The sequence below is a fragment of the Chryseobacterium sp. VAUSW3 genome, from assembly GCF_002205795.1.
In the GTDB taxonomy this organism is placed as follows: domain Bacteria; phylum Bacteroidota; class Bacteroidia; order Flavobacteriales; family Weeksellaceae; genus Kaistella; species Kaistella yananensis.
The window spans coordinates 206,473-225,307 of record NZ_NIUY01000001.1 but is presented as its reverse complement, the minus strand read 5'-3'; the positions used below and the strand labels follow the sequence as shown (position 1 = coordinate 225,307).

Annotated in this window: 20 protein-coding genes; 12 read left to right on the top strand and 8 right to left on the bottom strand. The window is 39.2% G+C overall.

The genetic code is table 11. From position 1 onward, the window contains the following. Positions 1 to 109 precede the first annotated feature (109 nt). The 4 genes from CDW55_RS01065 (at position 110) to CDW55_RS01050 (ending at position 3,851) form a co-directional block, all read left to right on the top strand. Positions 110 to 1,837, top strand: coding sequence for an ABC transporter ATP-binding protein (locus CDW55_RS01065; RefSeq protein WP_088468657.1), 1,728 nt, complete (start codon positions 110 to 112; stop codon positions 1,835 to 1,837). Between the two features lie 59 nt (positions 1,838 to 1,896). After that, positions 1,897 to 2,472, top strand: coding sequence for a hypothetical protein (locus tag CDW55_RS01060; protein ID WP_088467889.1), 576 nt, complete (start codon positions 1,897 to 1,899; stop codon positions 2,470 to 2,472). Positions 2,473 to 2,481: 9 nt separating this feature from the next. Further along, positions 2,482 to 3,126 carry an HD domain-containing protein gene (locus CDW55_RS01055; RefSeq protein ID WP_088467888.1) on the top strand — a complete coding sequence of 215 codons (645 nt, stop codon included), beginning with the start codon at positions 2,482 to 2,484 and terminating at the stop codon, positions 3,124 to 3,126. Positions 3,127 to 3,227: 101 nt separating this feature from the next. Then, on the top strand, positions 3,228 to 3,851 hold the full coding sequence (locus tag CDW55_RS01050; RefSeq protein WP_088467887.1) for a hypothetical protein: 624 nt from the start codon (positions 3,228 to 3,230) through the stop codon (positions 3,849 to 3,851). Between the two features lie 15 nt (positions 3,852 to 3,866). Here CDW55_RS01050 and CDW55_RS01045 read toward each other — a convergent pair whose 3' ends face one another. From CDW55_RS01045 to CDW55_RS01030, 4 genes are read right to left on the bottom strand one after another with little or no spacing between them, the layout of a single operon-like run. Continuing rightward, positions 3,867 to 5,063 carry an efflux RND transporter periplasmic adaptor subunit gene (locus CDW55_RS01045; RefSeq protein WP_088467886.1) on the bottom strand — a complete coding sequence of 399 codons (1,197 nt, stop codon included), beginning with the start codon at positions 5,061 to 5,063 and terminating at the stop codon, positions 3,867 to 3,869. A gap of 43 nt (positions 5,064 to 5,106) precedes the next feature. Next, complete coding sequence (locus CDW55_RS01040) at positions 5,107 to 6,375, bottom strand: ABC transporter permease (protein ID WP_088467885.1); 1,269 nt, start codon at positions 6,373 to 6,375, stop codon at positions 5,107 to 5,109. 20 nt (positions 6,376 to 6,395) lie between these two features. Continuing rightward, positions 6,396 to 7,625 carry an ABC transporter permease gene (locus CDW55_RS01035; protein ID WP_088467884.1) on the bottom strand — a complete coding sequence of 410 codons (1,230 nt, stop codon included), beginning with the start codon at positions 7,623 to 7,625 and terminating at the stop codon, positions 6,396 to 6,398. 25 nt (positions 7,626 to 7,650) lie between these two features. Then, positions 7,651 to 8,343, bottom strand: a complete 693-nt coding sequence (locus CDW55_RS01030) for an ABC transporter ATP-binding protein (protein WP_088467883.1) — start codon at positions 8,341 to 8,343, stop codon at positions 7,651 to 7,653. 422 nt (positions 8,344 to 8,765) lie between these two features. Between CDW55_RS01030 and CDW55_RS01025 the strand changes: the two genes are divergently transcribed. Both CDW55_RS01025 and CDW55_RS01020 read left to right on the top strand, forming a co-directional pair. Continuing rightward, positions 8,766 to 9,740: a ribonucleotide-diphosphate reductase subunit beta gene (locus tag CDW55_RS01025; RefSeq protein WP_088467882.1), complete on the top strand. Its 975-nt coding sequence runs from the start codon at positions 8,766 to 8,768 to the stop codon at positions 9,738 to 9,740. A 303-nt stretch (positions 9,741 to 10,043) separates the two neighbouring features. Further along, positions 10,044 to 11,717, top strand: a complete 1,674-nt coding sequence (locus CDW55_RS01020; protein ID WP_228399613.1) for a ribonucleoside-diphosphate reductase subunit alpha — start codon at positions 10,044 to 10,046, stop codon at positions 11,715 to 11,717. A gap of 53 nt (positions 11,718 to 11,770) precedes the next feature. Here CDW55_RS01020 and CDW55_RS01015 read toward each other — a convergent pair whose 3' ends face one another. Further along, the gene (locus CDW55_RS01015; RefSeq protein ID WP_088467880.1) at positions 11,771 to 12,655 is read right to left on the bottom strand and encodes a DUF72 domain-containing protein; all 885 of its coding nucleotides are present in this window, start codon (positions 12,653 to 12,655) and stop codon (positions 11,771 to 11,773) included. A 67-nt stretch (positions 12,656 to 12,722) separates the two neighbouring features. On the opposite strand from CDW55_RS01015, the gene CDW55_RS01010 reads away from it, so the two are divergent. Beyond that, positions 12,723 to 12,971 (top strand): hypothetical protein, encoded by a 249-nt coding sequence (locus CDW55_RS01010; protein ID WP_088467879.1) that lies wholly within the window; start codon positions 12,723 to 12,725, stop codon positions 12,969 to 12,971. A 231-nt stretch (positions 12,972 to 13,202) separates the two neighbouring features. Continuing rightward, a complete protein-coding gene (locus tag CDW55_RS12460) occupies positions 13,203 to 13,364 on the top strand; it encodes a hypothetical protein (RefSeq protein WP_179285885.1) in 162 nt (53 codons plus the stop codon). Positions 13,365 to 13,366: 2 nt separating this feature from the next. On the opposite strand, the gene CDW55_RS01005 is transcribed toward CDW55_RS12460, so the two are convergent. Then, a complete protein-coding gene (locus tag CDW55_RS01005; protein WP_088467878.1) occupies positions 13,367 to 13,663 on the bottom strand; it encodes a hypothetical protein in 297 nt (98 codons plus the stop codon). Positions 13,664 to 13,776: 113 nt separating this feature from the next. On the opposite strand from CDW55_RS01005, the gene CDW55_RS01000 reads away from it, so the two are divergent. The 3 genes from CDW55_RS01000 (at position 13,777) to CDW55_RS00990 (ending at position 16,196) form a co-directional block, all read left to right on the top strand. Then, positions 13,777 to 14,334 carry an RNA polymerase sigma factor gene (locus CDW55_RS01000; RefSeq protein WP_088467877.1) on the top strand — a complete coding sequence of 186 codons (558 nt, stop codon included), beginning with the start codon at positions 13,777 to 13,779 and terminating at the stop codon, positions 14,332 to 14,334. A gap of 45 nt (positions 14,335 to 14,379) precedes the next feature. Continuing rightward, positions 14,380 to 15,246, top strand: coding sequence for a lipoyl synthase (gene lipA, locus CDW55_RS00995; RefSeq protein ID WP_088467876.1), 867 nt, complete (start codon positions 14,380 to 14,382; stop codon positions 15,244 to 15,246). A 113-nt stretch (positions 15,247 to 15,359) separates the two neighbouring features. Beyond that, positions 15,360 to 16,196, top strand: a complete 837-nt coding sequence (locus CDW55_RS00990; protein ID WP_088467875.1) for a dienelactone hydrolase family protein — start codon at positions 15,360 to 15,362, stop codon at positions 16,194 to 16,196. A gap of 70 nt (positions 16,197 to 16,266) precedes the next feature. Here the strand turns inward: CDW55_RS00990 and CDW55_RS00985 are convergent, their stop codons facing one another. Further along, the gene (locus tag CDW55_RS00985) at positions 16,267 to 16,746 is read right to left on the bottom strand and encodes a Dps family protein (protein WP_088467874.1); all 480 of its coding nucleotides are present in this window, start codon (positions 16,744 to 16,746) and stop codon (positions 16,267 to 16,269) included. A 21-nt stretch (positions 16,747 to 16,767) separates the two neighbouring features. Next, a complete protein-coding gene (locus tag CDW55_RS00980; protein ID WP_088467873.1) occupies positions 16,768 to 17,277 on the bottom strand; it encodes a pyridoxamine 5'-phosphate oxidase family protein in 510 nt (169 codons plus the stop codon). A gap of 290 nt (positions 17,278 to 17,567) precedes the next feature. On the opposite strand from CDW55_RS00980, the gene CDW55_RS00970 reads away from it, so the two are divergent. Further along, entirely contained in the window at positions 17,568 to 18,830 is a 1,263-nt protein-coding gene (locus tag CDW55_RS00970; protein WP_228399586.1) for an NAD(P)/FAD-dependent oxidoreductase, read from the top strand. Positions 18,831 to 18,835: the final 5 nt, after the last annotated feature.

The window sequence follows — 18,835 nt, the reverse complement described above, 5'->3', positions numbered from 1 at the left end:
ATTTTGAGGCGTTCGTAGGTTAATCATCATGGCACAACCATTCAAGCGAAGCATCACGCTTTATCACATTTACAAACAGCTTATTCCGTTCATAAAACCTTACAGGTTGATGATTTACGGGACGCTTTTTCTTACCTTTTTGGGTGCGTTGATGGCGCAGGTAAATCCGCTCGTTTTAAAATATACGGTTGATGAGGTAACCGAACTCACCAAACTTCCGTATCCAATGGAAGAAGGGATTCATATTTTGGTTATTATTTCCGCAATTTTATTGGGTAAAGAGCTTCTGAATATCTTCATTCAGTTTGGGCAGAAATTTTACGGCGAAAAAATACGCATCAGCACAAGTTCTGTGTTAGCGCAATCGGTGATTGATAAAATTCTTCTTTATAAAGTCGCCTATTTTAATGACGAAAACCACGAGTCGGGCAAGCTTCAGATCCGTATCGACCGCGGAATCGAGAGTTTAACCAAACTTGTTCAGAATTTTTTCATCGATATTTTACCGCTTTTTTCTAATGCTATTATTGCCCTCATCATCATGTACATGCAGAATGTGTATGTCGGTATGGTTTCCACCATTGTTGTTCCTATTTATTTTTATGTAAGCTCGTTACAGGCAAAAAAATTATCGGGTGTAAGAAGAACTTTAAGAAACCAGAGAGAACAGAAAACTTCGGGACTTTTAAATCTAATCAGTTCGATTATGGTGATTAAAAGTTTCGTGCGAGAAAAATTTGAAGGCAAAAAACAGTACGATCTTCAGATGCAACTCATGGAAAGTCAGCTGTTTACGCGTAGAACAAATTTTATTTACGACGGGTTAAAGACTTTTATCGAACAGTTCGGTGTGGTGTTAATCATTCTGTTGACCGTTTTTCTGGTGCTCGATCAGCAGATGACGATTGGTGCGATTATGCTTCATATCCTTCTTTTTAACAATGTATCAGCGCCAATCCGCCAGCTTCACAGGATTTATGATGACATGAATGACGCGATGATTTACGCTGAAGGATTTTTTGATATCCTGAATGCAGATGAAGAAACCGAACCGAGCGGAAATTTCATTAAAGAAAATATAAAAGGTTCTTTCGAACTCAGAAATGTTGATTTCTCTTATCCGAACGGTACCAAAGCACTGAAAAATGTTTCTATGTTGATTGAAAACGGAAAAACTACCGCACTGGTTGGTTTAAGTGGCGCCGGAAAATCTACGGTGATTAATCTTCTTTGTAAATTTTACCTTCCTGATTCCGGAGAAATTTTACTCGATAACGTGAATCTTAATCAGTTTGAAAATACAGCATTGAGAGATGATATCGGTTTGGTATTGCAGAAAAATCATATTTTCCAGGGAAGTATCGAAGATAACATACGCTACGGAAATATGAATGCCAGTTTTGAGGAAATTCAAAATGCTGCAAAGAAAGCGTATCTTCACGACCAGATTATGGATCTTCCGGAAAAGTATCTTCACGATGCAACGCAACTTTCCGGCGGACAGCAGCAAAGAATTGCCATCGCGAGACTTTTTCTGAAAGATCCGCCCATCATTTTTCTGGATGAACCTACCGCAAGCCTGGATGCAATTGCTACCGAACAAATCAAAAACTCCTTGGATGCCATAAAAGAGGGTAGAACGGTGATTATTATTTCGCATTCGCTTTCTCAGATTTTGGATTCAGATAAAATTTATGTCATGAAAAAAGGTGAAGTGGTAGAAAGCGGCACCCACGACGAACTGATCAGTATGCATGGGATTTACCGAGAAATTTTTGATGCTTCTGCAAGAAGTCTTAATCTCGACAAACTGGTGAGTTCATACAGAGAAAATTAAAAAAATAAGACGAACTTTAGCCCGTAAAAAAATAAAAAGACTTTAGCTAAATTTAAAATATGAAAAAAATATCCATCATCCTGCTTGCAGCATTTACCATAACTTCCTGTAATAAAATCGAGGAAACCGTGACACAAACCGTAACTTCTGCGAAGGAAAAAGCACAGCAAAAAACAAATGAGCTGGTTCAGGAAACCGTTAACGAGCAACTTACGAAACTCGTTAACGCTGAGGCTGTAACTTTCAGTTCTGTTTTTCTGCACGAGAATAATTTGGTTCTTGAAAATGAAGTGGGGAAAAAAGTCGCGTTTCCGAACGGAACACCGTTTTATGTCTTTAAATATAAAACCAACGATAAAGATGTATTGCTGAATACCCTCGTGTCCCAATCCACAACCAATGAAGCGCAATCAAATAAAGAATTTCAGAAAGTTGACGGCGCTTTGATTGTAGAAAAAGTTACTTTTTTTGAGAAATTTCTACCCGCAAATACTTTTGATCTAAGTTTTCTGGATGACATTAAAAATGATAAAAGCATTGAATACTACAAAGTAAAACGCTTCCCCAATGCCAGTACAGTGATTTATAATCCGAAAACACAGATGGTTTACCAGTTTGTGGAAGTGAAAAAATAAAAGGCAGTAATGAACAATGTTTTAATTGAACGCACTGTTGATTTTGTAAAACAAGAACTTTACGGTGCCGAAGCCGGCCACGATTGGTTTCACATTGAACGGGTTTGGAAACTCTCAAAAAAAATTGCAGAGACTGAAACCTGTAACCTCGAAATTGTAGAACTTTCTGCCTTGCTTCATGATATTGCAGATCCCAAATTCCACGGTGGCGACGAAACATTAGCCCTGAAAATTTCACGTGAATTTCTTGAAAAGGAAAACGTTCCCGAAGAAAGTATCGACCAGGTTTTATTCATCATCAAAAATATTTCCTTTAAAAACAGAGACGAAGTTTCCGAAAATTTACCTTTGGAACTGAAAATCGTGCAGGATGCCGACCGTCTCGACGCCATCGGTGCGATTGGGATTGCGCGGACTTTCAATTTCGGGGGTTTCAAAAATAATTTAATGTATCATCCTGAAATTCCTCCAAAATTGGACATGTCGAAAGAGGAATACAAGAGAAATGAAGGTACTACGATCAATCATTTCTACGAAAAACTGCTCTTGCTGAAAGATTTAATGAATACCAAAAAAGGGAAAGAAATCGCTGAAGAACGACATAATTTCATGCTGCAATTCCTGGATCAATTTTACAAAGAGTGGAATGTGTAAAGTTTTTCATGGAATTATAAATTAGGATCTGAAATAATTTAAACAAAAACCTGTTCTTCCGCAGCGAATCAACTGCGCCAATTTTTCTTTATCTTTACCAAATGTTTTACGTGTTTTTTCTTTTGTTTATTGCACTTTGTGCCGGTTTAATGCTGTCGGTTTTTAGAACCGGAAGTTTTAAAACCTGGACCAAGGCATTCCGGATTTTTGTTGTGGTAGCGGGCATCGGTATTTTTACGTATTATTTTATCAAAAAAAGCCTCTCTACATTCCGTGCAGATGCTTTAACCGTGCAGATGATTAACAAACTGCCATTTCCGCTGGATTTTTATCTGATAAAAATCAACAGTGAAAAAGATGCTCCTAAGGTTTATGAAACCGGGCATGTGGGCAATATCCGAAGCAATTACTACAGAATCGAATATCTGGACATGACCAATTCTGATGAATTTTGGATCGCCGGATTTATGGGTAAAAAAAACATGGTATATTTCTCCCAGCATGCGGTTCCGAACAAAAATGAAGACCAGATTATTGAAATCCAGAATTACATTAACCAAAGCCAGAAACTCTCGGAAATCGCAGGAAAACAGATCGAAATTCTGAAACTAGAAAATATGAAAACAGCAATCTGGATAACTCTTGATTTGCTTCTTCTTTTTCTGAATATTGCCGTTCTTCTGAAAAAATCCAACAAAAAAATCCCGAAAAATTCCGGGATTTAATACTGTTTTCAGATTTTATTTTTCTTTTTGCGCTTTCAGTGCTTCTTTATCTTTGTCGGAAGGATTCCATACTTTCACTTCAGAATCTTTGGTAAGCCCGGATAAAATCTGAACATTAATTCCGTCGCTTGCACCGAGTTTAACTTTAACTTTCTTGAATTTCCCATCGGGCTGTTTTACTTCCACAAAAGGACTGTCGTTACCGTTCACTTTTTCGTACTGAATTAAAGCTTCATCCAGGAGCAGCGCATTTTTCTGCGAACTGAGGATAATTTCGCCGTTGGCAGAAAAACCGGCTCTGATGTATTCGTTGGTTTTATTGAAAACATCGCCTTCGATTGGGAACTTAATCGTTCCGTTTTCATCTTTACCTTTTGGCGCAATCATGGTAACGCGTCCGGGAAATGTTTTGTTCTGCAGGGCACCGATGACCACATTCATTTCCATGCCTTCCTTTAGTTTTCCGGCCTGTGCCTCGTCGATGGTTCCCTGAAAAATCAGTGAATTTAGATCCGCAATGGATGCAATCGTTGTTCCCGCATTGAAAGAGTTTGCTTCAATAACCTGGCTTCCGACTTTTACAGGAACTTCGAGTACAGTTCCATTAGCTTTCGAGCGGATTTGTGTGGTAGCCAAACCTGCAAGTTCGGGAGTCGCACCGGTTCTGGCGATTTGCAAGTTTTTCTGAGCAGTCTGCAGTTGCTGCTGGGCATTTCTCAGCTGCTGCTGCATTGACTGAAGTTGCTGCTGAGCAGAAATATATTCCTGTTTAGATATTACACCTTGCGCATAAAGTCTCTGCTGCATGGCAAACTGCTGTTGCTGGTTGTTTACATTAGCTCGTGCATTGCTAATCTGGAGGTTGGCGTTATTGATCTCCTGCTGGGCGGCATTCACGTTCTGAACGCTGGGTACAATTCTTAATGTGGCAATAAGTTGTCCGGCAGTGACCTGATCACCTTCATCAACCAGGATTTTATCGATAATTCCCGACATATTCGGTTTAATTTCGATCTCTTCGCGCGGAACAATATCTCCAGTTGCCATCACTTTATCGTCCATATTCTGAACTACCGGTTTTTTGGTGAGGAATGTTTCGCTCTCTTTGCTGTTTGATTTGATTAGGTAAGAGATTCCGGAGATTAAAGCAACCGCTAAAATCAGTCCCAAAAAAATGTAAATTCCTTTTTTTAAAGTGAACTTCTTTTTCATATTGTAGTTTATTTTTTTAATATTTTTCTTTTTTATTAATGAATTATTCAGAACGTAAGGCTTCAATCGGCCGGATTCTCACCGCTCTTTGTGCCGGGATCATTCCGATAATTAAACCTAGAATCACCATCACCGACATGGCGGCGAAAACTTCCAGATAATTTACCGTTGGATTATAGAAAGGGAATTTGTCCTGATCCTTAGTTAAAATATTAAGAACCATCAGCAAAAAAATCCCTATGATAAATCCTAATAAGCCAGAAACCAACGTTATTACAACACTTTCCAGCAGAATCTGATTTCGTACTTCCGCGGGTTTTGCACCTAAAGCCCTGCGGATCCCGATTTCTTTGGTCCTTTCTTTTACTGTAATTAATAATATATTAGAAATGGCGATAACCCCTGCCAGGATGGTCAAAGTTCCCACGATTATTGTTAAAAGCTGCATTCCGGTCAAAAATCCGGTGAGTTTCTTGAATTCTTTCCCAAGGTTGAAACTTCCGAAAGCATTGGTGTCTTCGGGCGATACATGATATTTTTGTTTGAGTTCGGATTTCACTTTTTCTTCAACAATACTCAAATCCGCATCGGGCTTGCTTACAATGGCAAAGAATCCTACTTTGTCGCCGTCGTTATACATTTTTGTAAATGTGGAAAGCGGGATGTATGCCGACTGGTCATTTTCGGGACCGCCACCCTGTTTTGCACGGAAAACTCCAATTACGTGGAAGAAAATCCCTTTCACATTCACCAGTTTTCCCAGTGGATTTTCGTTCTTTTTGGCATCGAAAAAGTTCTTGTAAATCTCTTCACCAATAACGATTACATTTTTGCTTCCTGTAACATCTGCGTCATTAATATATCTTCCGTAAATGAGTTTTTTCTGAGAAATTTTGTTTCCGATCGGGTAATCTCCGGTTAAGGTATAAGTAGCTTTTTTTCCGTTTCGTGAAAAGCTTTCGCCCGGACTTCCGAAATTTCCGCGCGAATTCTGAGGCGAGATATAATCAATCTCCTGAATTTTTCTCGGCAGCATTTCCAGATCGCTTAAATGGAGATTCATTTTTCTGCCTTTCGCAAATCCATCATACGGAATCGTGGTGTTCTGTGCCCAAAGAAAAATGGAGTTGGTAGCGAACCCTGAAAATATTTTGTCGAAACCATTTTCCATTCCTTTTGCGGCGCCAAGAAGGGCGACAAACAGAAACATGCCCCAACCCACTCCAATCATGGTAAGAAAGGTTCGTAACTTATTATTCCGGAGGGAATGATAAATTTCTTGCCAAGTGTCTATTTTGAAAATGATGTTCATTTTGCTTTTCTTGTTAATTTTTATTCTGCTCTCAAGGCTTCAATAGGTTTAATTTTGCTCGCTCGGTACGCGGGTACAAATCCGGCAATAAGCCCGGAAATCACTAAGCTTATAAAGGCCATAATGATTATTCCCCAGCCCACGGATGGGTCTTTGATGAAATATTTCTCTAAACTGTCGCCAATAAGTGCGAGCGACATTACGCCTAAAGCAACACCTATAATCCCTGAAATTACTGTAATCACAACACTTTCCTGCATAATTAGTCCTACAATACTGCTTGGTTTTGCGCCGATGGCTTTTCTAACACCGATTTCCTGCGTTCTTTCCTTTACGATATACACCATAATGTTGCTGATTCCGATAATACCGGCGAGCAAAGTTCCCATTCCAATGAAACCTACAATCAGCGTGATAATGAACAAAAATTGAATGGTATCACCCATGTTTTTAGCATTATTCCGTACGATAATTGCGTTTTCATCATCCGGCGAAACTTTATTTTTCGCTTTGAGTTCTTTTTGAAGCTGATCTCCGTATTTTATCGCCTGATCTGGCGAAAGTTTGCTGTCGTATGTAATGTAAATGTTGCTTACGGTATCCGAACCTTTCTTCATTTGCTGCAAAGTAGTGATGGGCACTGTGATAACGCGTTCTTCGAAATCGCCGCCATCATCAGAAAAGACGCCGATTACTTTGAAGAAGGTTCCGTTGATGTCGAGATCTTTTCCGATCGCGCCGCCATCTTTTATCAAATCGCGCTGAACCATTCTTCCGATCACCGCCACATTTTGTTTGAGGCTTAAATCTCTGCTGTTGAGGTACCGGCCTTCCGTAAGTTTGCGGTCTTCAATAATGATTTCTTCGGGGTTGGCACCGTTGATCTGGTAGCTGCCGCTTTCTTTGCCGTATTTCACGGTCATGCTGGTTGTGTATCGGGGAGTTGAATTTTCAACTTTGGTGGAATCTGAACTTACTGCCAACTCGTAATCATCATTTTTGAGGATGATCTGTCGGTCCGACTGAAGTCCGCCGTAAGCAATTGTAGTTTTGCCGCTAAAGATTGAGATTAAATTGGCTGCATCACGGGTGAACCCTTCGGTAAAAGCGTTTTTAAGTCCGGATCCGATTCCGAAAAGTACAATGAAGATGTAGAGTCCCAACGCCACCGTAAATCCCGACAGCACCGTTCGCAATAAATTACTGCGAATTGATTCAAAAATTTCTCTCCAGCGGTCTATATCAAACATATGATTTAACGTTCAGGATTTTGGTTTAAGCGAGAACACGTTGGGTGATAAACTCATCGCTCTCTATAATTCCGTCTTTTAGAATTACATTTCTTTTGGTTTCTGCGGCTACATCGGGTTCGTGAGTCACCACAATGATGGTTTTGCCGCTTCGGTTGATCTCCTGAAGCAGTTTCATAATATCGTAAGTGGTTTTAGAATCCAGCGCTCCGGTAGGTTCGTCGGCAAGAATAATTTTTGGGTCTGTAATTAAAGCCCGTGCAATGGCGACTCTTTGTTTCTGTCCGCCTGAAAGTTCATTCGGAAGGTGACTGGCCCATTCGGCAAGACCTACTTTTTCAAGATATTCCATGGCTTTCTGGTTGCGTTCTTTTCTGGAGACATTTTGGTAATAGAGTGGGAGCGCAACATTCTCCAGCGCGGTTTTGTAACCGATAAGGTTGAACGACTGGAAGATAAATCCCAGAAATTTGCTCCGATATTCTGCGGCTTTTACTTCGGATAAATGTTCAATAGGGATTCCGTCGAGATTGTAAACACCCGAATCTTTTTCATCCAGAATACCAATAATATTAAGAAGGGTAGATTTTCCGGAACCCGAACTTCCCATAATCGAAACAAACTCACCTTCTTCAATGGTGAGGTTTATTCCTTTCAGAACATGAAGCTTGCTCTTTCCCGTATCGTAAGATTTATGTAAGTCCTTTATTACTACCATGGAGCGCAGAAGTTTATTTAAAAGATAAGTAGATAGAAACTGCGGTTTGTTACAACTGTGGTTTTGTTTTTTATAAACCATATGTTTAATAAATATGTATTTGTTATAAGATGTTTTCAGGCATGTGTTTAATGAAAAAAGACTGTTGATGTCGTGTTTGTCTTGTTGTTCCCGGCAAAATAGGTAGCAGTGCGAGGTCTGTGTGATTGTGGAAAACTTTTACTGCTTAAAGTCAGAGATTTAATTTTTATCGCTTTTAATATCACATTCAATTCTCTACTTTTGTGGTTCACGCTTACCGGAAACAATATCTAAGTTTTAAAGCCCAATAAATAAATCAATTAGCTGTAAAGCAGTAAGTTGATTGGGATTGAAATGTTTCCTGAGCCTTAAATTGATCAATTTTTAAAATACAATACGTTATGGGGATTTTTGATAAAAGAGTAAGTTACAAACCATTTGAATATCCGGAGGTTTTGCAGTTCGTAGAAGCGATTAACAAATCATTTTGGGTGCATTCTGAGGTAGATTTTACGGCAGATGTACAGGATTTTCACTCGCAGCTTGAGCCCCATGAAAAAAACGCTATTAAAAACGCTCTTTTAGCGATTGCCCAGATCGAAGTTTCTGTAAAAACTTTCTGGGGAAATCTTTATAACCACATGCCGAAACCAGAACTCAACGGTTTGGGTTCTACTTTTGCAGAATGTGAATTCCGCCACTCTGAAGCGTATTCAAGATTGCTGGAAGTGTTGGGATATAACGACGAATTTTCAAAAGTTGTCGAGATTCCTGCGATTAAAAAGAGAATCGATTTTCTTTCGAACGTTTTAAGGCATGCCAATTCCACCACGCCGAAAGAATATGTTTCGTCGCTTCTGCTTTTCAGTATCCTGATCGAAAACGTATCTCTTTTCTCACAGTTTGCGATTATTTTGTCGTTCACAAGATTCAAAGGTTACATGAAAAATGTAAGCAACATTATCGCGTGGACTTCCGTTGACGAACAGATTCACGCCAATGCAGGAATTTATCTGATCAACAAAATCCGTGAAGAACAGCCGGAATTACTAACAGATTCTGATATTGAAGATATCTACACGCTGGTTGATCATTCGATTACCGTGGAAGAAGAAATTCTGGACTGGATTTTCGAACTCGGCGAAATCGATAATTTCACGAAAGAAGATCTGCTGAACTTTATGAAATACCGCGTAGACGACAGTCTGAAGAAAATCGGCATGAAAACCCGCTACAACATTTCTCCGGAACAGTACCGACCAATGATTTGGTTTGAAGAGGAAGTTTTCGCCAATTCAATGGATGATTTTTTTGCGAAAAGACCGGTAGATTACACCAAGCATGACAAGAGTATTACGGAGAACGACTTGTTCTAAGTTGAGTGGCGCGAGCGAAGCGAGCGTCAGTACAGCTAATTATTATCAATACAACGGGCTTTAGCCCGTTTATGTCGAAGAAAGCATAATCGGCTTTAGCCAAAACCTATTTTATGCTGAAAACCTTCGAAATAAAAACGACAGAACTTTTAGCCCCGATTGCAGCGGCATCCTTTTTTGGTGATTGAGCGGAGCCGAAATCAACAAAAAAGATACAGCGAAAAGCGGGACAGGTTTTGAAAAAAGCGGAAATCGGGTTGCTCCTGAAAATAGAAAATTAATAACGCAGAAAGCAAAAGCCAACTGCCAAAAAGCATACAAATGGAAGAAAATACAAATATCTGGTGGCTCAACGAAGAGTCCGAACAAATGCTGAACCGCGGTTACCTTTTGAAAGGCGAAACCGTAAAAGGTGCCATCGAAAGAATTACCACTGCCGCAGCCAAAAGATTATACAAACCTGAACTTCAGCCGGCTTTCGAAGAAATGATAACCAAAGGCTGGATCAGTTTTTCCTCGCCGGTTTGGGCGAATATGGGAACCCAGCGCGGTTTGCCGATTTCATGTTTCAACGTTCATGTTCCGGATAATATCGAAGGAATTACCCACAAACTGGGAGAAGTCATCATGCAGACGAAAATTGGAGGCGGAACTTCCGGTTATTTCGGGGAACTGAGAAACCGTGGAACTGCCGTAACCGACAACGGAAAATCCTCCGGTGCTGTTTCTTTCATGAAACTTTATGATACCGCGATGGACGTGGTTTCGCAGGGCGGTGTCCGACGTGGAGCTTTTGCCGCTTATCTGGATATAGATCACGGTGATATTGAAGAATTTCTTTCTATTAAAGATATCGGAAGCCCGATTCAGAACCTTTTTACGGGAATCTGTGTGCCTGATTACTGGATGCAGGATATGATTGATGGCGATATCGAAAAACGAAAAATCTGGGCGCGCGTTCTGGAAAGCCGTCAGCAGAAAGGTTTGCCGTATATTCTTTTTTCCGATAATGTGAATAGAAACAAGCCTCAGGTTTACAAAGATTTGGGAATGACCATCAATGCGAGTAACCTTTGCTCGGAAATTATGCTGCCGTCTTCCAAGGAAGAATCTTTTATCTGCTGTCTGTCTTCGATGAACCTCGAATTATACGACGAATGGAAAGATACCGACGCCGTAAAACTGGCCATTTATTTCCTTGATGCGGTTTTATCTGAATTTATTGAAAAAACTGAAGGGAATTATTACCTCACAGGAGCCAGAAACTTCGCTTTACGCCACAGAGCGCTTGGGTTGGGCGTTTTGGGTTATCATTCTTATCTGCAGAAAAACATGATTCCGTTTGAAAGTTTTGAAGCGACACAGTTTAACGCAAGGGCTTTCAGACAGATTAAAGAACAGTCGATTGCGGCATCACAGGAACTGGCCAATATTTATGGCGAACCGGAATTGCTGAAAGGTTACGGAATGCGGAATACCACCACCATGGCGATTGCTCCTACCACTTCAAGCTCTGCGATTTTGGGTCAGACTTCCCCTGGAATTGAGCCTTTTGCTTCGAATTATTACAAGGCAGGATTGGCAAAAGGAAATTTCATGCGTAAAAACAAATATTTGGCAAAACTCCTTCAGGAAAAAGGTCTCGATAACGAGGAAACGTGGAGAACAATCATGCTGAATCACGGTTCTGTACAGCATTTAAATGAGCTTACTGAAGAAGAAAAAGCAGTTTTCAAAACGTTCAGAGAAATTTCTCCGATGGAAATTATTTCTCAGGCAGCGCAAAGACAGCAGTATATCGATCAGGCACAATCTCTGAATTTGCAGATTCCATCAACCATGCCGGTAAAAGACGTCAACTACCTTTACATCGAAGCCTGGAAAAAAGGCGTAAAAACTTTGTATTACCAAAGAAGTTCGTCTGTTTCCAAGGAAATGATGGTGAATTTTGTAACCTGCTCGAGTTGTGAAGCTTAAACAAAAATAGTTTAGATAAAAAGCCTCAGAATTTTCTGAGGCTTTTTTGTTTTTTAAAATTTATTTTTCACCTCTGCCATTTCCGGGATATGAATTGAGGTCCCAAATTCTTTATTTAAATTTTCAATAAAATACGCGGAAAGCAGCGGCGAAGCTTTTTCAATGTTCTGGTGAACAAAGAAATAGAGTTTTTCCAGACCTTTTTCCTTCCATATTTTGATTCTCTCGATCCAATCGTCGAGTCTTGTATAGTCACTTTCAGCATTGGCTCCTACATAACGGATAAATGCCACCGGAGTGGTAAGCCTCATGTGTAGCATATCTCGCCGTCCTGCGGTATCTACAATGATATTTGTGATGTGGTGCTTTTCAAAAAGTTCGCAGGTTTTATTGAAAATTTCTTCATCAGTAAACCATTCGTTATTACGGAGTTCTATTGCCAGCGGAACCTCTTTCGGCCAATCCTGAATAAATTTTTCGAGTCTTTCGTAATCTTTTGGTTTGAAATTATCATGAAGCTGCAGGAAAACCATCCCCAATTTTTCATCAAAATTTAAAACCGCTGTTGCAAACTGCGTTACAACATCAGTAATATTCAGCAATCTTCGGAAATGTGAAACCGTATTGGTTATTTTTGGAAAAAATTTAAAATCTGCCGGTGTTTTTTCTTTCCAGGTCTTTACCTGTTCTGGGCTTGGCATTCCGTAAAATGTTGCATTAAGTTCAATGGAATTAAATTGCGTTCCATAATAGGTAAGTTCGTCTTTGGTGCCTTTTGGATAGAATCCTTTGAGGTCGGTTTTATTCCATTTTGCGCAGCCTACGGAAATATCCAACTTTTTAGATTTAGATTTTTTTAGGATTTCTGCCGTTTTCTGATGATCTTTAGGAAGACTAAAATCGATATTTGAAGGATCTTCAACTTGTCCGAATTTCATAAATATTGCTTTAAAAAATATTTTTAAAGTTACTGAAATTTTATAATAGAATGAGTAGATTGGTGTGATGATAAAAATTTACAGTCTTCTGTTGGTGGTTCTTTTTTATTCGTTTGCTTTCGGGCAGAACGATTATAGAAGATTGAAAACCAGTATAGAACAGAAGGTTTCTCATACGCAAATCAAGGAAACATTAACGCTTATTAATGAAAATTATCACCATTTAAATCCCATACTAAAAACAGAAGTCGAAGTCATTAAAATGGAAATCGTCAATGAACTGGCGCTTGTTGATGAAGCTTTCGCCAGGTCTTAAAAGATACTTTTAAGCCCAATCTACCTGTCGATCTGAAGTTGCGGACCCATCTTCAGCGTGCCCTGATTTTTGAAACCGGAATGAACCGGGAAAGCTGCAGTGATGAATTAAATACAGCCGAATTCAGCTTTCGAAATTACCCGCAGCTCAAACCTGAAAATTATCACCGTATTAAAAATAATTTGGCTGTCACTTTAAGTCTCGTAGGATTTCAGCTTAATGAAACGCTGAATGTCTTGTATAAACATAAATTTGAGAAGCTTTATTTTAGATGCCATGGTGCAGCAGCTCGACGGAACCGTAAAAAGGGAAGAATCGTGCTATAAGATTATATTTTCTGTCAATGCAGAAGCATCACCCGAAGCTGAAAAAATAATTGCACTTACACGCTGATACTACGCCAGAAATTCAATCTCTTTATCTTTGAAATTGCCTTTCTCCACAAGTTTATTCATGGTTTTAAGCATTTTCTTTCTCAGTTTGGCAATCCTGCGGATGTTTTTGTCTTCGCTGTAATCGAAAATATTGTCTTCAAAAGAAAAAGTATCTCCTTTTTTGAATGAAATATTGCGTTCTTTCATTTCCTTCAGAAGCATCAGATTCGTCATTGTTTCAAGCATCGAATATTCGGCGTGTGCCATGTCTTTCAAAGAATTAAGAATCTGTTTTTTATATTTTTTCTTGGCTTTCATATCGTATATTTTTGGGTGATGCAAAGTAAGGATTTTAAAATTAATCACCTAAAATTCACCACTGATTTTCAACCATATATTCGGGGCAATAATTTCATTATCTTTGTTTCCCAATGAACAAAACCGAACTTCTATCCCTGATTTCGCTTGCGAAGAAGAAAAACCAGAAATCGCAGACTAAGCTCATTAATTCTTATTGGGTGGATGTTTTCAGTTTTGTGATGAAGAAAGTTCAGGACGAAAATGTTGCCGATGAACTTACGGTTTCAGTTTTTTCCAAAGTTCTTGCAAAACTCGATCTGTACGATCCTAATTTTCAGTTCAAAACATGGATTCTTACCATTGCGCAGAATACAGTGATCGATTACTGGCGCAAAAAAAACCGTGAAAACGAAGATTCTGTGGAGAGTTTTGATGGTTTTAAGAATCAGTTTGCGCTCTCACCCGAGGAACTTTTAATTTCCGAAGAAGATCAGAAGCAAATTATTACCATCATCGAAAGCCTGGATTCCAATTATCAGGAGATTATCCGCTTGAGATTTTTCGAGGAAAAAAGCATTAAAGAAATTGCTGAAGAACTCAGTTTAACCGTTGCCAATACCAAAGTAAGGATTATGAGGGCCAAGAAAGTTCTGGCAGCATTATTAAAAAACAAAGAATTCGAGGATTGATAAAACCAATTTCTTAATTCGTAAATTTGCACTTTATTATAAAAAATGAACCAAGCCACTATCGATACCACAGTACAGAAACCAAAATGGATCCGTGTAAAACTTCCGACCGGAAAAAATTATCGTGAACTCCGTACTTTGGTTGATAAGTATAAACTGAATACAATTTGCCAGAGCGGCAGCTGTCCGAATATGGGCGAATGCTGGGGCGAAGGAACCGCCACTTTCATGATTCTGGGGAACATCTGTACGAGAAGCTGCGGATTCTGCGGCGTAAAAACGGGTAAACCTTTGGATGTGAACTGGGATGAACCCGAAAAAGTGGCGCGCTCGATCAAATTGATGAAAATAAAACACGCAGTCCTTACTTCTGTAGACCGTGATGATTTGAAAGATATGGGCTCTATTCTTTGGGCAGAAACCGTGAATGCGGTACGAAGAATTTCCCCCGGAACCACAATGGAAACTTTGATTCCGGATTTTCAGGGAATTACTAAACATATTGACCGGCTTATCGAAGTAGCTCCGGAAGTAATTTCCCATAATATGGAAACTGTCAAAAGGCTCACGCGTGAAGTCCGCATTCAGGCGAAATACGAAAGAAGCCTTGAAGTATTGCGTTACATGAAAGAAGCGGGGCAAAACCGTACGAAAACCGGCTTAATGCTAGGTTTGGGAGAAGAAAGAGATGAAGTTTTTCAGACCATTGAAGACATCAGAAACGCCAATGTTGACGTGATTACCATCGGTCAATATCTGCAGCCTACCAAGAAACATTTGCCGGTGAAGAAATTTATCACTCCTGAAGAATTCAATGAATTTGGTGATTTTGCCAGAAGTTTAGGCTTCCGACATGTAGAAAGTTCGCCGCTGGTAAGAAGTTCTTATCATGCGGAAAAACATATTCATTAATTTCAAAAGAAATTATTACAAAATAATATTTAAGCACACCATTTTAGGTGTGCTTTTTTTTATTCGCATTAAAGCATTCAAAATATTTCATTATTTTTAAACAAAAATAAATTATGAAACTCCCAATTCTCACTCTTGCGCTCTCGCTTTCGCTGTTCGCAATTGCCTGTAAAGAAAAAACTGCCACCAAAAAAGAAAATACTGTAAACACAGAAAAAGTAAGCGGAAATATTAAGACTGAAGAACTGAAAACTGAAATCAACGGGGTTACGCACCGCTCTTTTGCGGCTTATAATCCGGATATTGAAGGGAAATTGCCTGTAGTTTTTGTACTTCCGGAATGGTGGGGACTTAATGATTACGTAAAAAACAGAGTGAAACAACTTGCTGAATTGGGTTATTACGCAGTGGGTGTTGATTATTACGGCGATCAGAAAGTGGTGGAAACTCCTGAAGAAGCGCAGCAGCTTTCTTCGCATTTTTATAATATTCCTGTTGACGCCAGAAGAATGTTCGATGCAGCAAAACATCAGGTGATTTTAGCCGAAAAATCAGATTACAGCAGAATGGCCATTATCGGGTATTGCTTTGGCGGTGCGCAGGCACTGAATATGGGCAGGCTTTCCAGTGATTTCAAAGGAGTAGTGAGTTTCCACGGAAATCTGCAAACCGGAATCCGTGCTAAAAACAATAATGTGAAGTATCTTGTGTTGAACGGTGCGGCAGATACCTTTGTTCCAAAAGAAGAAATTGAAGGCTTCAAAAAAGAAATGGACAGTGCGAAGATTGATTATAAATTTATAGATTATCCCAACGCGCTGCATGCCTTTACCAATCCGGATGCAACTGCAACAGGAAAGAAATTTAATCTTCCGATTGCCTACAATAAAGAAGCGGATGAGAAATCATGGCAGGAGATGAAAACTTTTCTTGCTGAGGTTTTGAAGTGAATATTCTTTCAATAAAAAGCTCCGGTACAGCAAAGTTCTGCCGGAGCTTTTTTTAAATATCAGAAACGTTTTAAGATCCTTTAAAATATTTTCGCAGTTTCCAGGCCATTTTTTCGTGGGTCTGCATCAAACCGGTTAAGAAATCCGATGTTCCTTTGTCACCATATTTTTCTTCGGTGTCGTCCACAAACTTTCTTAAGGATTTTACAATCGTTTCGTGGTCATTTACCAGTTCCTTAATCATTTCCTGATTGGTCGGGATTTTGCCCGGATTTTCAATGAGTAAAGAAAGCTCCGCAAACTCTGAGGTGGTGCCGATTGCAACTCCGCCTAAAGTGCTAATTCTCTCTGCAACTTCATCTATAGCTTCAGCAACAGCATCATATTGTTCTTCAAAAAGTTTGTGAAGTTCCATAAAATTGTCTCCGGAAAGATTCCAGTGAAATTTTCTCAGTTTTATATAGAGTACATTTCCATCTGCCAATACATGATTTAATAAATCATTAATTTCTGTTAAGTCTTTCTCCTTTATCCCTAAGTCTGGTTTCATAATAATATATTTTGTTTAGTGTTATACATGCAAGTTTCCTTCTACACCGTCGCTGTTATCGGTTTTTATACCTGTAAGAGCTGCTGCGGCAAAAGTCACAAACGAAACTAATTTTCCCGCTTTCGTATCCCAGTAATACGTTTCATCTGGTGCAACCCGTATTACCGAAACTTTTAGGTCGTCTTTACCTTCTTCAAACCAAGCATTTGCGATGCGGCTCCATTTTTCTTCAATGGTAGCGCGGTCTTTATAAACGTATGCTTTCCCGAAAACCGAAAGATATTCGTAATCGCTGTTATTCATAAAAAGCAGCTGAACACGGTTGTCTTCGGCGATTTCGAAATTCTTATTACTGTCAGAACTGCTCAGGAACCAAAGATTTCCCTCTTCGTCAGTCTCGCGCAGACTCATGGGTCTTGCAGCGATGGGAAGCGTCGTTAAATCTGTGCAGAACATGCATGTTCCTGCTTTTTCGGAAAGCTCTTTCAGTTTTTTTATCGCTTCTGTTTGGGTTAAATTTTCTGTTGACATAATCGTATTTTTTAATGTTATTTGGTGTATTTTTTAGGAGCAACAAATACCGTATTCTTACCGGACCCGACCCGCTGTACGTTACAATCTTTTATTGTATGGCAGTATGTTAATGAACAAGTGGGTTTTGCAATAAAAGGATTTCCACTTCCATCGGGGCTACAACGAACTGTCCGTTTGTTTCCGAGAATGTTTGTCGCCGGTTTTTAAACAAGAATTGAACCATCACCGTGTAAATATTTATTAAGCCATTGTTAAACTTTCTTAAATAAAGACTTCCATCATCCGACATGATGGCTCCAGAAGAAGGCGCAGTTTTTGATTCGGTTGGCAAAATAATAAACGGTATGGATCTTAAATCTAATGAACCTTTCTGGCTCGTAAAAAACGGAATTTTACAATCTTATCCATCTCTGAAATCCGATGAAAGCTGTGATGTGCTTATTGTTGGCGGCGGCATTACAGGCAGTTTAATCGCCCACCAGATGGTAAAAGACGGTTACAAAACTATTTTAATTGATAAACGCGAAATTGCCAACGGAAGCACTTCTGCCACGACATCAATGCTGCAATATGAGATCGATGTTCCGCTTTATGAACTCTCGGAAATGATCGGTGAAAAAGGGGCTGTTGAAAGTTATAAAGCCTGTGCAAAATCAATTGACGATCTTGAGAAAATTGCTGTAGAAATAAAATCTACCGCAGGTTTTCAAAGGAAAAAATCATTGTATTTTGCCTCCAAAAAAAAGGATGTTTCATGGCTTACAAAAGAATTCGACGCGCGGAAGTTTGCAGGATTTAATGTAAAATGGCTGGAAGCGGAAGAAATTCAGGAAAAATTCGGCTTCCAGAAAACTTATGGAGGCATATTGTCGGACCAGGGAGCAAGCATTGATGCTTTTATTTTCGCGCATGAACTGCTGCAATTCAATGAAAAAAGAGGATTGAAAATTTTTGACAAAACAGAAATGAAAACGGTGAAATATCATTCCGGTTACAATGAAGTTTTCACGGCAGAGAATATTAAAATCACTACCAAAAAAATAATTTACTGCATCGGTTACGAAAGCAAAAACTTAATTAAAGAAGATTTTGTTCAGCTTAAAAGTACGTTTGCAATCGTTTCGGAAAGAGAAGATTCACTTCCTGCAAGCCTAAATAAAATGCTCTTCTGGAATACCGATGAACCTTATCTTTATATGCGGACGACTGACGACGGCAGGCTTTTAATTGGCGGTGGGGACGAAGATTTTCAGAACCCGGAGAAACGCGACGCACTTTTAGACAAAAAAGAAAAGGAAATTCTCCGCAATTTGAAAAAAGTTCTACCTGAATATCAGTTTTATACCGATTTTACCTGGGCCGGAACTTTCGGCGAAACCAAAGACGGTTTGCCTTACATCGGTGAGCACGAAAAGTTCAAGAATTCTTATTTCGTACTGGGTTTTGGCGGTAATGGCATTACATTTTCTGTGACCGGAATGGAAATGGCTTCCGCTTTTATGAAAAAAGAAAACCATCAATTAAAAGAATATTTCAAATTTGGAAGATAATTTAA